The 12,184-nt window shown below is 49.5% G+C and carries 13 protein-coding genes, 2 rRNA genes and 1 riboswitch; of the genes, 10 read left to right on the top strand and 5 right to left on the bottom strand.

Annotated elements, in window-relative coordinates; all coding sequences use genetic code 11:
• Positions 1 to 2: 2 nt before the first annotated feature.
• The 10 genes from BLS14_RS15280 (at position 3) to BLS14_RS15235 (ending at position 9,264) form a co-directional block, all read left to right on the top strand.
• The gene (locus BLS14_RS15280) at positions 3 to 788 is read left to right on the top strand and encodes an ABC transporter permease subunit (RefSeq protein WP_063568384.1); all 786 of its coding nucleotides are present in this window, start codon (positions 3 to 5) and stop codon (positions 786 to 788) included.
• Between the two features lie 23 nt (positions 789 to 811).
• On the top strand, positions 812 to 1,588 hold the full coding sequence (locus BLS14_RS15275) for an ATP-binding cassette domain-containing protein (RefSeq protein WP_090952704.1): 777 nt from the start codon (positions 812 to 814) through the stop codon (positions 1,586 to 1,588).
• 18 nt (positions 1,589 to 1,606) lie between these two features.
• Positions 1,607 to 2,734: a histidinol-phosphate transaminase gene (gene hisC, locus BLS14_RS15270; protein ID WP_218133142.1), complete on the top strand. Its 1,128-nt coding sequence runs from the start codon at positions 1,607 to 1,609 to the stop codon at positions 2,732 to 2,734.
• A 107-nt stretch (positions 2,735 to 2,841) separates the two neighbouring features.
• Positions 2,842 to 2,944: riboswitch (TPP riboswitch) on the top strand.
• A gap of 149 nt (positions 2,945 to 3,093) precedes the next feature.
• Positions 3,094 to 3,888 (top strand): ABC transporter ATP-binding protein, encoded by a 795-nt coding sequence (locus BLS14_RS15265; protein WP_256336495.1) that lies wholly within the window; start codon positions 3,094 to 3,096, stop codon positions 3,886 to 3,888.
• A complete protein-coding gene (locus tag BLS14_RS15260; RefSeq protein WP_371121641.1) occupies positions 3,875 to 4,687 on the top strand; it encodes an ABC transporter permease in 813 nt (270 codons plus the stop codon). Before BLS14_RS15265 ends, BLS14_RS15260 begins: the two co-directional genes overlap by 14 nt.
• Before the next feature lie 49 nt (positions 4,688 to 4,736).
• On the top strand, positions 4,737 to 5,804 hold the full coding sequence (locus BLS14_RS15255) for an ABC transporter substrate-binding protein (protein WP_090953342.1): 1,068 nt from the start codon (positions 4,737 to 4,739) through the stop codon (positions 5,802 to 5,804).
• Positions 5,805 to 6,061: 257 nt separating this feature from the next.
• A complete protein-coding gene (gene thiM / locus BLS14_RS15250) occupies positions 6,062 to 6,871 on the top strand; it encodes a hydroxyethylthiazole kinase (protein WP_090952698.1) in 810 nt (269 codons plus the stop codon).
• Entirely contained in the window at positions 6,871 to 7,683 is an 813-nt protein-coding gene (thiD, locus tag BLS14_RS15245) for a bifunctional hydroxymethylpyrimidine kinase/phosphomethylpyrimidine kinase (protein ID WP_090952696.1), read from the top strand. Before thiM ends, thiD begins: the two co-directional genes overlap by 1 nt.
• A complete protein-coding gene (thiE, locus tag BLS14_RS15240) occupies positions 7,683 to 8,348 on the top strand; it encodes a thiamine phosphate synthase (RefSeq protein WP_090807610.1) in 666 nt (221 codons plus the stop codon). Before thiD ends, thiE begins: the two co-directional genes overlap by 1 nt.
• Positions 8,349 to 8,520: 172 nt before the next feature.
• Positions 8,521 to 9,264, top strand: coding sequence for a MerR family transcriptional regulator (locus BLS14_RS15235; RefSeq protein WP_090807608.1), 744 nt, complete (start codon positions 8,521 to 8,523; stop codon positions 9,262 to 9,264).
• A 385-nt stretch (positions 9,265 to 9,649) separates the two neighbouring features.
• Here BLS14_RS15235 and BLS14_RS15230 read toward each other — a convergent pair whose 3' ends face one another.
• From BLS14_RS15230 to BLS14_RS15210, 5 genes are all read right to left on the bottom strand, one after another.
• Complete coding sequence (locus BLS14_RS15230; protein WP_090952694.1) at positions 9,650 to 10,132, bottom strand: hypothetical protein; 483 nt, start codon at positions 10,130 to 10,132, stop codon at positions 9,650 to 9,652.
• 264 nt (positions 10,133 to 10,396) lie between these two features.
• A complete protein-coding gene (locus BLS14_RS15225; RefSeq protein WP_072735026.1) occupies positions 10,397 to 11,053 on the bottom strand; it encodes a deoxynucleoside kinase in 657 nt (218 codons plus the stop codon).
• Positions 11,050 to 11,673: a deoxynucleoside kinase gene (locus BLS14_RS15220; protein ID WP_063568458.1), complete on the bottom strand. Its 624-nt coding sequence runs from the start codon at positions 11,671 to 11,673 to the stop codon at positions 11,050 to 11,052. Before BLS14_RS15220 ends, BLS14_RS15225 begins: the two co-directional genes overlap by 4 nt.
• Before the next feature lie 225 nt (positions 11,674 to 11,898).
• Positions 11,899 to 12,015 (bottom strand): 5S ribosomal RNA (gene rrf / locus BLS14_RS15215).
• 80 nt (positions 12,016 to 12,095) lie between these two features.
• Positions 12,096 to 12,184 (bottom strand): 23S ribosomal RNA (locus BLS14_RS15210); the annotation flags it as partial.

Raw genomic sequence — 12,184 nt, 5'->3', positions numbered from 1 at the left:
ACGTGCGGTCCAAAACCTTTAACCGGGCATGGTTTAACCAGTTCATTCCTTTTGTTGTACCACTACTCATTCTGGCTCTGTGGCAATGGCTGACTGCATCTGGAGTTGTTGCAGCCAATATTTTGCCCCGGCCCGCTCAGGTACTGGAGGCCTTCATTCGTCTGCTTCGTAACGGTGAACTACTGAACAATATCAGTATTAGCGCCAGACGAGCTTTGGGAGGATTCCTCATTGGTGGGGGTCTCGGTTTCCTGCTGGGTGTGCTGAACGGCATCTCCTCCCTTGCGGAAAAGATCGCCGACTCCTCGGTGCAAATGATCCGCAACATTCCGCATCTGTCCTTGATCCCCCTCGTTATTGTGTGGTTCGGGATCGGTGAAGAAGCAAAATTATTCCTCGTTTCCCTGGGTGTATTCTTTCCGGTATATCTGAATACGTTTCACGGCATACGATCAGTCGATCCCGGTCTGATTGAAATGGGCAAAGTATATGGCCTCAGCCGTTGGTCCCTTTATAAGGACATTATCCTGCCTGGTGCACTGCCTTCCATTCTGGTGGGCATTCGTTATGCACTTGGCATTATGTGGCTGACACTTATCGTAGCCGAGACGGTTGCGGCGGATGCGGGGATTGGATACATGGCGATGAACGCACGGGAATTCATGCAGATGGACGTAATCGTCTTAAGCATTCTGCTATATGCCCTGCTGGGCAAGCTGTCCGATACCATCGCTAAATGGCTGGAACGGCGCTGGCTGCGCTGGAACCCGGCCCTATCCCGCAAGTAAAGCAAAGGAGTGTGTATTGATCCATGAGCACAAGTCAGATCAGTCCTATTCTTCAAGTAGATGGGGTTCAGAAATCGTATGATCAGCGGACGATACTATCCGACATCAACGTCAATGTAAGACAAGGGGAATTTGTAGCCATCGTTGGACGAAGCGGCTGTGGCAAAAGTACTTTGCTGCGTCTGATCGCCGGGCTGGAACCCCCCTCTTCCGGGAGCATTATGCTGGGCAACAGAAAGCTTGGCAGTACAGCACCCGAGACACGGTTTCTGTTTCAGGAAGCAAGGCTGCTGCCTTGGAAATCCGTGCTCGACAATGTACGACTAGGTATCCCCGACAAGAACAAGGAAGATGCACGCCAGTCGCTTCGCAATGTAGGACTTGGAGAGCGTGAAGGTGATTGGCCGGGGGTATTATCTGGCGGACAAAAACAACGTGTCGCCTTGGCACGGGCACTCGCAAGTCATCCGCGTTTACTGCTGCTGGATGAACCGCTGGGTGCATTGGATGCATTGACACGAATTGAGATGCAGCAATTAATCGAACGCTTGTGGGTAGAAGAAGATCTGACTGTCATTCTGGTCACGCATGATGTCAGTGAGGCGGTTGCGCTGGCAGACAGAGTGCTGTTAATTGAGGATGGTCATATAACGATGGATACCCGAATTACGCTGGAGCGGCCACGCGTTCGGGACAGCGGGTTTGCTCATTTTGAAAACCTGATTCTGAATCGCTTGTTGACTCCGCCACAAGAGACACCACAGCAGATTGCCCAGAAACAGATATCATTCTCGATCTAATTCCACTGGAAAGAAGGCATGATTATGCAATCCCTCTCACCCGTTCCCTCTCCACCTGTTAAAGACCTTTTAACTCAAATTCCGGCTTATACGCCTGCCAAATCCATGGAACAGATCCGGCGGGAGTTGGGACTGGAAAGTGTAGATCGACTTGCAGCGAACGAGAATCCGTTCGGTTCTTCTCCCCTGGCAGCGGAAGCGGTCAGATCGCTGGGTTCCGATCTTTTGGCTCAATACCCCGACGGTTCCAGCCAACTGCTGCGTGACAAACTTGCGGACCGTCTGGGTGTGCGTACCTCCCAACTGGTATTTGGCAGTGGTTCATTCGAGCTCCTTACCCTTACCGCCCAAGCCTATCTTAATCCCGGCGAGGAATCACTCATTCCAGTGCCCTCCTTTAACTGGTATAAGGGCGCTACGCTGCTGGCAGGCGGGGTCATTCATGAAGTGCCTTTGGTCAACCATTCACTGGACCTGGAGCAATTCCGGCAACGGATCAATGCTTCTACCCGAATTATCTGGCTGTGCAATCCGAATAATCCAACCGGAACCATTTTCACGGCAGATGCCCTACTTGGTTTACTCGAACATGTTCCCTCCCATGTCGTGGTTGTCCTGGACGAAGCGTATTATGAATTCGCGGAAAGTGAAGATTATCCTGATACGGTTAAGCTGCTGGAGCAGTATAATAATCTGATTATTTTGCGGACCTTCTCCAAAATATATGGACTTGCCGGCCTGCGAATTGGATATGGCATCGGGAATGAAAGCATTATTGAAGGCATTAACCGGGTCAAGCTGCCCATCAGTCTGACAGCCACATCCCAAGCCGCTGCTTTGGCCAGCCTGGATGATCATGAATTTGTTTCTCACTGCCTGCACTACAATCGTCAAGGAAGGGAAACGTTAATGCAGTCCTTTGATCAGTGGAACTTACCCTACATCCCTTCCGAAACAAATTTCATCATGGTTGATCTGTTGCAGGATAGTGGCCCGATTACCCAAGAATTGTTGAACAGAGGCATCTCTGTCCGCGGCGGTGCCCAATTCAGTATGCCTACCTGGCTTCGGATTACGATTGGTACACCGGAGCAGATTGCCCGTCTGATCGGGGAGCTTGATTCACTGTTACATTCAAACGATTAGAATCCTAGTTACTTTCCTAACTCACATTACGCACACTTCTTTTAAGCCGCCCTCTTTACATTCCACTTGCATGTGATATATGCTGAACACACAACTGCATATCTTGAACATTGCACTAGGGGAGCCTTGCGGCTGAGACGAATCGAACGATTCGGACCCTTTGAACCTGATCTGGATCATACCAGCGGAGGGAAGTGGAGCGGCCTCTCAGTAAGCGGATTTTTTCATGTTGATGATGGAATTTAATGTGAATTGAACTTACAGACCCACTCATTTCTCCGGAAATGGGTGGGTCTTTTTCGCGTTCTGCGGGCAGATCAGAAGGTGTAATTAAAGATCCCGCGGTTTGAAGTTGAATTATGAATAACAAGGGGGGACGGAACGAGATGGATAACGATATAACCATTCACAACATGAGCTACGCTTTCCCGGGAAAAAGGGATTCCCCCGTGCTCTCCAATGTGTCGATGCGTGTAGCCAAAGGCGAATTCGTCTCGCTCATCGGTTCCAGCGGCTCCGGTAAAAGTACCCTTTTCAAGCTGCTGGCAGGCTTGCTTGAGCCAACACACGGAACCATTGAAATTCCTTGGGTTCAAGAAGGAAAGCGACTGGGGCAGGTGGCCTACATGCCGCAAAAGGACCTCCTATTATCCTGGAGAACCGTCATGGGGAATTGCATGCTTCCCTCTGAACTGGCTGCAGGTCGGCAGGATAAGATAAGGATTCGAGCAGATATCCTGGCTGGCCTCGACAGATTTGGCTTATCCGGCCACGCGCATGCTTACCCGGACGAGCTTTCAGGTGGCATGCGCCAGCGTGTCGCGCTGCTTCGTACTTTGCTGACAGGTGGCCAACTGATGCTGCTGGATGAACCATTCGGCGCACTCGATGCCCTGACCAAACGTGAGATGCATCGCTGGCTGCTGGAGCTCTGGGAAGGCCTGGGCAAAACCGTGTTGTTCATCACACATGACATTGAAGAAGCCCTGCTGCTCAGTGATCGAATTATCCTGTTAACTCCGGTGGGCCAAGGCCAACAGCTGCAGGATCTGACGGTACCTTTGCCACGTCCAAGACATTCGGACATGATCTACGAACCGGCTCTCGTTCAGATGAGACGACTACTGGAGGAACAATTGCATGCGAGACGGTAACTTGAGAGATAGCATGAAGCATAGCGTAAGAGGTTGGCTTGCCCGTTATGGTCTGTTTCTTTTGCTCATGATCTTGCTGCTTGCTCTCTGGGAGTGGATTGTGTGTATGGGATGGGTGCCTTCCTTCATCATTCCAGCCCCGACGGCGATTGTCCGTTCGCTGTATGAACATCACCACCTTCTGCTGGCTACACATCTGCCTGCTACCTTGATGGAGGTTGTCGTTGGTTTTGGCTTGTCCATTGGTGCCGGAATTGCACTTGCAACGGGTATGTATATGAATCGGTCGATTGAAAAAGCGTTATATCCCTTCATCGTGATCAGTCAGACGATCCCGCTGATTGCCCTGTCCCCCGTCTTTATCCTGTGGTTTGGCTACACGCTGTGGAGTAAAGTGGCGGTGGTGTTCCTGATCGCATTTTTCCCAATTGTGGTGAGCACCTACGATGGCCTGCGCAAGGGTGATCCGGAGCAGCGTGAACTGCTGCTGACGATGGGGGCCACCAAGTGGGATATTTTTCGCAAACTCCAGATTCCACTTGCCCTTCCCTCCTTCTTTTCGGGACTGAAAATGTCCGTGGTGTATTGTGTGGTCGGTGCAACGATCGGTGAATGGCTTGGTGGAAGCAAGGGGCTTGGCTACTTCAGCCGCAGAATGTCGAGCAATATGAACACGGATGCGATGTTCGCCGCCATTATGCTATTATCCCTGCTTGGTATCGCGCTGTTTGTACTCATTGCATGGATGGAGAGAAGATTTGGTACACCACGTCATGCAGGTAGAAGAAAAGCTGGATAACTTTCGGATTTCAAAACAAAAAAACAAAAGAAACGAGGAACTTTACGTTATGAATAAAAAGCATATCTATTCCCTGCTCCCCATTCTGCTCATGTCTCTTTTGCTAATCGTCAGCGGATGCGGTAAAACGGGCATCAATACGCCCTCCACAGGCTCAACTTCCAATGCAAACGATACAGACTCATCTGCGATAGAAACGCCATCGACATCCAAAGACAAGCTGTCCATCATGCTCGATTGGTACCCAAATGCAGTGCATTCCTTCATCTATGTTGCTCAGGAGAATGGTTACTTCGCGGATCAAGGTCTGGATGTCGATATCCAGATGCCTGCCGATACGAATGATGCACTCAAACTTGTTGCCGCCGGGAAAATCGATCTTGCACTAAGCTACCAGCCGCAAATTTTGCTCGCGCGTGGGGAGAACATTCCTGTACGTTCGATTGCAGCCGTCGTTCGCCATCCGCTCGTGCATCTGTTGACTGAAGCAGACGGTAAAGTGAAATCGCCAAAAGATCTTGAAGGGAGGACGGTCGGCTATTCCTCAATCCCTTTGTATGAAGCAATGGTGCGTACCATGATCAGCCAGGATGGCGGTAATCCCGACAAGATGAATTTGGTGGATGTGGGATTTGACCTGATCCCTTCCCTGGCTTCCGGGCAGGCAGATGCCATTATGGGTGGTTTTATTAACCATGAACAATTGATTCTGGAAAAGGAAGGCCATGCCATGAAAGCGATCAATCCCGTCGATTACGGCGTACCTGATTATTATGAACTGGTCCTCACTGCAAGTGATGCGGGCATTGAAGCGAAGAAAGATCAGCTTACCCGCTTCATCAAAGCGATGCAGGAAGGACAGAAATATGTAACAGAGCACCCCGAGGACGCGCTGAACATTCTGCTCGCACATGAGAACGAAACGTCTCCACTTGACCCGGAGATCGAAATCAAAAGTCTAAACATTTTACTGCCACTGATGAATGAAGAAGGTCAGCCGTTTGGCAGGCAGGACGCCTCTTCTTGGGAAAATGTACGTGCATGGTTGGTTCAAAGTGAACTGATTCCGGATTCCGTAAAGGCTGAGGATGCTTTTATCAACTTGCAGGGTGAGTAAGTAAAATCGATTACTGGACGAGATCAAGGGAAATTTGAAAGTTGTAAATTCATTATCAGATGTCGATAACATGAGTAGTTACGGAATTCAATAACTGTACGATTAGAATCTTTATCGAGGATAAGGACTCTTTAATTAAGCTTTCTATATGGACTTTCCAGCTATCCGAGAATAGCGTTTAGTTCCCATGATTTAATGGCCCACCCTGCCCTGACACTTTTATTGATTAATTTGCTTATTTATTAGGAGGAACTTATATGTCTTATCTGGAACGTGTTCGTACGCAAAATCCGCTTGTTCATAACATTACGAATATTGTCGTCGCTCCGTTTACGGCCAACGGTTTGCTCGCACTAGGTGCATCTCCCTTTATGGCTTATGCGCATGAAGAAGTTGCTGATGTTGCCAAGATGTCGGGAGCAGTTGTACTGAACATTGGCACACTGGACGAAAAGGTGGTTGAGGCGATCCGTTTGGCTGGTCGATCAGCTAATTCAAATAACGTACCTGTTGTGCTCGATCCGGTTGGAGCTGGCGCAACCGCCTATCGTACGGAAACCATTCAGATGCTCGTTCGTGAGCTTCGCCTCACGGTGTTGCGGGGCAATGTGGCAGAAGTCGCCAATGTCATCGGTGAGCGTTGGAGCATCAAAGGTGTGGATGCAGGTCAAGGCGATGGAGATCGAATCGGAATAGCGGAACGGGCAGCACAAAAACTCGGCTGTGTGGTCGTCATTACCGGACGCGAGGATGTCATTACGGATGGACAAACAACGTTCCTGACGAGTAATGGACATGCCTTGCTTACCCAAGTAACTGGTGCAGGCTGCTTACTCAGCTCCGTGATTGGTGCTTTTGCAGCCATTGCTAAACCGGGAGAAGACTTGCTGGGCAGTGTTGTGGAGGCACTCGCTTTCTATGGCGTTGCAGCAGAGATTGCGGCGGAACGCACCGCTGACCTGGGACCGGGCAGCTTCCAGATCGAATTGCTGAATCAACTGGCCCAAGTGACACCTGACGTTCTCGCAGAGCGGGCACAGGTTCGCCAGTTTGATGGAGGTGCGTAATGAGTATTGCGCAGGCTTTGACGATTGCTGGTTCCGATAATGGTGGCGGCGCCGGAATTCAAGCTGATCTGAAGACCTTTCAGGAGCTCGGTGTATACGGCATGACTATAATTACAGCTATCGCTGCCCAAAATACAACAGGTGTGCAGGGCGTCTTCCCTATTTCATATGAAGGTATTGCTCAACAGTTGGATTCGACCGGTGATGACTTTCAGCCTACAGCCGTGAAGACGGGCATGCTCTACAGTGCTGAGATTATTCGACTGGTTGCCGAGAAATGGCAGCAATACGGATGGTGCAATCTGGTCATCGATCCGGTTATGGTTGCCAAAGGCGGCGCTCCCCTGCTGCAACAGGAGGCCGTTCAAGCGCTAATTACGGAGCTGCTGCCTCATGCACTGATCACGACCCCGAACATTCCGGAAGCCGAGCTTCTTACAGGAATGTCTATTATGAATTTGAGTCAGCGTGAAGAAGCCGCAAGGCAGATCGTGCAGATGGGCTCCACGTATGCTTTGGTGAAAGGTGGTCATGATGGGGGAAATGGCATCATTGTCGATGTGCTCTATGATGGGCAGTCTTTTCACTATCTGGAGAACGTTCGGGTAGTGACAAGGCATACCCATGGAACGGGATGTACGTATTCTGCGGCCATTACTGCCGAATTGTCGAAAGGCTCAGCTGTGCCGGCTGCCGTCACCACCGCGCGAGCATTCATTCAGGCAGCCATCGAAGATGAGCTGGGGATTGGGGCCGGACATGGGCCGACGAATCATTTTGCCTATCAGCGCAGACTGCGGGGTGAACAGTAATGCGCCCACTGGATGCAGAAGCGGTACGGCATGCGATGCAGGTGTATTTGGTAATGGGCAGCGTGAATACGACGCGTGACCCCGTGGAAGTGCTGCGCCAAGCCATCGCTGGCGGCATTACGCTGTTCCAGTTCCGTGAAAAAGGAACTGGCGCTCTGGTTGGCGAAGCACGCATCACGCTTGCGATGCGGCTTCGCGAGGTGTGCAGCCAGCACGGGATACCGTTCATCGTGAACGATGATGTGGAGCTGGCTGTGGTGGTGGAGGCCGACGGCATACATGTCGGCCAGGACGATGCGGACGCGGCGCTGGTACGCGCCCGCATCGGAGAAGGGCGGATGCTTGGCGTATCCGCCCACTCCGCGCTGGAAGCCCGCCGTGCGGTGCAGGCGGGCGCCGACTATCTTGGCGTCGGGCCAATGTACCCGACGCGGTCCAAAGCGGATGCCCACGCTGTGTTGGGCCCCGCTGGGGTTGCCGAACTGCGCGCCGCAGGCATCGCAGTTCCGGTGGTGGGTATCGGCGGCATTACGCCCGATACCACGGCCGCCGTGATGGCGGCAGGAGCCGACGGCGTAGCCGTCATCTCCGCCATCGCGGGCGCGGCCGATGTGCGCGCAGCGGCTGCGCAGTTCGCTGCGGCGGTGCACGGGATGCAGGCGTAGCCATGCGCTCCCTGCACTGCTAGCCCGTGTGCTGCACCAGATAGATGGTGCAGCACATTCAGTTATTCTCAAGATGCAGCTTCCGTGCCTGCATCTTATTTTTTTCATTTTCACCTGTTGACTCTCACGTAACGTGACGCTGTACAATCGGTGGTGTAAGGAGGTTTCCATCATGGCCATGAAAGTAAAAGAAGTGGCCGAACTTGTCGGGATCAGTGTGCGCACACTGCATCATTATGATGAGATCGGACTGTTAACACCGGACGAAGTGACTTCTGCCGGATATCGACTGTATTCAGATGCCAATCTGGAAATGCTGCAGCAGATTTTATTTTTTAAAGAACTCGATTTCTCTCTGAAAGATATCAAGGAGATTACAAACAATCCATCGTTCGATCGAGAAGAAGCCCTGAATATGCATCGCCGTATTTTGCTGGAGAAACGCCAGCGGTTGGACCAAATGATCGCCACCATTGATAAATCGGTTCAACACGTGAGAGGAGAAATTAAGATGACAGCCAAAGAACAATTTGAAGGGTTTAATTTCAGTCATAATCCGTATGAGCAGGAAGCGCGGGAACGTTGGGGAGACCAAGCAGTGGATCAGGCTAATCAAAAGTTACACAACCAGTCTACTGGGGAGCAAAAAGCTCTATCCGATCAAATGAATTCAATCTACTCTCGTCTTGCAGCAATTCGTCACACGGATCCAAACTCTGCCGAAGCTCAAGCCGGAATCTCGGAATGGTACAGCTATCTGAACAACATGGGCAATTATTCTCCTGAAGTCTTCAGAGGGTTAGGCCAAATGTACGTAGACGACGAACGTTTTACACGTAATATTGATCAATTCGGCGAAGGCTTGGCTGTATTTATGAGGGATGCCATGGCTGTGTTTGCTGATCGAAACAGCTAATCTAGGCCTACATTGATTCCACCTATAGCATTATCCGTATTATCCGATGCCCCTCGCAATCAGGTATACGTTGTAGACAAGTAGTTCCATTTCGAACTTTCTATTGCTAATGAAAACTTGCTCTCTCGTTATAGGCAATATGCTCGTATTAAATAGAACTCCGTTCTGTCACATCTTTTCCGTATTCATGCAATGTGCTGGACAGCCCAGGATTCAACAATTACTCAGTTTACACAAAAAGGGACGCACGCCCTAAGGCGTCACGTCCCTCTTTTAGTATCTCAGCCGCAATGTGAATAAGCCATTTACAGTTATTCACTCTGAGTACTTTTTTTAATGGAGCAATCCCTGTATTACACAGGTCTTGCTTCCTTCTATCCATCGGTTAAGCTCTAGGAGCGTGATCTGACGAGGAAGCATCCGATGCCAGACTGGTCTTCGCCATCCGTCCTGGAATCTGCCATGCCGATACGATCGCAAGTACGATGAATAACAGGTCAACCGGCTCGCTGAAATAATCCGTAAAGGTGTCCACAAATGCACTAACCATCTCACCATCGAACACCAGATCCAACATGCTTGCATCGCTGAACAACTCGGAAGTAAAATACACCACCGTCAGATACTTCCCAAGCAAAATGCCGATAAGTGCAAAGATGACTGCAATGGCTTTGTGTACTGTCGCGATCCGTTTGTTCGAAAACAATACAACCGCGTAGCCTGTGAGCGCCCCAATAACGATAGCAATGAGCCCAAGCTCCCTTTCCGTCATGGCAGCGATCACTGCCCACACAATGCTCCCTACAACTGCTGCCAATAATCCACCAACGATTGGCATGCCGATCTTGATCCCTTGTTTCTCTTCCACGTTGTCTTTCCCTCCTGAGTCATGCTTATGCTTCTTTTCCAGAATTCACCTTTCCTATGAAACCACAAATACTCCTTTTATTCAACAAATTTCTACTATCTTATAATCATTAAAATAGGTTCTGCACCAATGCTTTTATCTCAATATAACGCAAAAAATCCCCTCTATCAGCCTTGAATTGGCAGCGAGGGGATCTCATTTAATCTTATTAATTTAATAACTCTTTCATTAACCTATGAATAACATACTTAGATAAGTTAATGTTTATAATTGCGTCGCGTTGGAAGGATTAATGACAGCAGCAATCTGCGCCAAAATGGCATCCACCGATGCTGGGTCATTCACATCATACTCATCGATGTTCAAACGCAGTACCGGACAGGCCGTAAATTGATTAATCCATACCGAATAGCGCTCATGCATATGCTCCCAGTAGGAACGGTCCGTCTGAATCTCCATCTCCCGTCCGCGTTCCGTAATCCGATTCAGAATGGATGGTAGGCTACCTTCCAGGTAAATCAGTACGTCCGGATGAGGGAAATACGGTGTCATCACCATAGCTTCAAACAAACTGCTGTACGTCTCGAAATCCGTAGCCGACATTGTGCCCTGATCCGCATGCATTTGTGCAAAGATACCTGTATCCTCATAGATGGAACGATCCTGTACAAATCCACCGCCCAGTTCAAAGATTTTCTTCTGTTCCTTGAAACGCTCTGCCAGGAAATAAATCTGTAAATGGAAGCTCCAGCGTTCAAAGTCATGATAGAACTTCTCCAGATATGGATTGTGGTCGACTTGCTCGAGCGAAGTCTTGAAGCTCAAACGGTCTGCCAGTGCCGCTGTCAGAGTGGATTTGCCCACCCCAACGGTACCTGCTACCGTAATTAATGCATTGGCCGGAATGCCATAATTGTTCATGTGATGTACTCCTTTACCTGATTAACAATCTGTTTGAAATGTTCGGGATGTTCTACAAAATCGAGCTGCTCCGCATTCACCTTAATGATAATTGGCGGATTCGGGCTGCTAGCCAGGTAGTCCATACCTGTTTTATAATCTGCAATTAACTGCTCCATATAAGCGGGGTCCATATCCTGCTCAAAAGACCGTCCACGTTTGTTGATCCGGTTCATCAATGTATCGAGCTCAGCCTCAATATAGAGCACCAGATTGGGTTTCGGCAGATCATCCGTTAAGAGGTGATAGATTTGACGGTATTTGTCCCGTTTCGTGCCCTTTAAGGTACGATCGGCAAAAATCATATTTTTATAGATATGATAGTCCGAAATGACGGGTGTATTCTTCTTAATGTAGTGCACGCCTGTGTCTTCCAGTTGCTTAAACCGGTTACACAGAAAAAACATTTCAAGCTGGAAGCTCCACTCATCTATATCCTGATAGAAGGAAGCCAAAAAGGGATTCTCTTCTACAATTTCCTTGACCAGCGGAAGGTTCAATTCCTGAGAAAGCATCGTTGCTAACGTTGTTTTCCCCGCACCAATCGGACCCTCCACGGCAATAAACGGGGCTGATTTCATCGTGATTCAGTTCCTCCTCGTACTCATGCGTGTTTCCGTTTCTATATAGACCCCACCTATTGTATCACAGCTTGGATGATGGGAAGGCCAGTATTTTATGTATAAAATGAGTTTTATCTCTAAGACCAAGATATATAAAACAGCCTACAGGAGTTATAATTCATTCCCATGATCATAATAACAGAAAAAGACACGATCGCTTATCTACGATCGTGTCTTTTGATTGCTTGGCGGCGTCCTACTCTCCCAGGACCCTGCGGTCCAAGTACCATCGGCGCTAGAGGGCTTAACGGTCGTGTTCGGGATGGGTACGTGTGGAACCCCTCCGCCATCGCCACCAAACGCATAGCATAGCTTACACTTCAGAGATCATTCTCTGAAAACTAGATCCGAAACGAAATGTGTGATTTATAACTTGCATATTGGATAAGCCCTCGACCGATTAGTACTGGTCAGCTCCATGCATTGCTGCACTTCCACCCCCAGCCTATCTACCTCGTCGTCTTCAAGG

The organism is Paenibacillus sp. OK060 (assembly GCF_900101205.1).
Taxonomy (GTDB): Bacteria; Bacillota; Bacilli; order Paenibacillales; family Paenibacillaceae; genus Paenibacillus; species Paenibacillus marchantiae.
This window is presented reverse-complemented; position numbering and strand designations above follow the sequence as displayed.

Excerpts from the sequence above, each read along its gene's own strand:
- BLS14_RS15275 (WP_090952704.1), top strand. The coding sequence starts at position 812 with ATGAGCACAAGTCAGATCAGTCCTATTCTTCAAGTAGATGGGGTTCAG.
- hisC (WP_218133142.1), top strand. The coding sequence starts at position 1,607 with ATGATTATGCAATCCCTCTCACCCGTTCCCTCTCCACCTGTTAAAGAC.
- BLS14_RS15265 (WP_256336495.1), top strand. The coding sequence starts at position 3,094 with ATGAATAACAAGGGGGGACGGAACGAGATGGATAACGATATAACCATT.
- BLS14_RS15260 (WP_371121641.1), top strand. The coding sequence starts at position 3,875 with ATGCGAGACGGTAACTTGAGAGATAGCATGAAGCATAGCGTAAGAGGT.
- BLS14_RS15255 (WP_090953342.1), top strand. The coding sequence starts at position 4,737 with ATGAATAAAAAGCATATCTATTCCCTGCTCCCCATTCTGCTCATGTCT.
- thiM (WP_090952698.1), top strand. The coding sequence starts at position 6,062 with ATGTCTTATCTGGAACGTGTTCGTACGCAAAATCCGCTTGTTCATAAC.
- thiD (WP_090952696.1), top strand. The coding sequence starts at position 6,871 with ATGAGTATTGCGCAGGCTTTGACGATTGCTGGTTCCGATAATGGTGGC.
- thiE (WP_090807610.1), top strand. The coding sequence starts at position 7,683 with ATGCGCCCACTGGATGCAGAAGCGGTACGGCATGCGATGCAGGTGTAT.
- BLS14_RS15235 (WP_090807608.1), top strand. The coding sequence starts at position 8,521 with ATGGCCATGAAAGTAAAAGAAGTGGCCGAACTTGTCGGGATCAGTGTG.
- BLS14_RS15225 (WP_072735026.1), bottom strand. The coding sequence starts at position 11,053 with ATGAACAATTATGGCATTCCGGCCAATGCATTAATTACGGTAGCAGGT.
- BLS14_RS15220 (WP_063568458.1), bottom strand. The coding sequence starts at position 11,673 with ATGAAATCAGCCCCGTTTATTGCCGTGGAGGGTCCGATTGGTGCGGGG.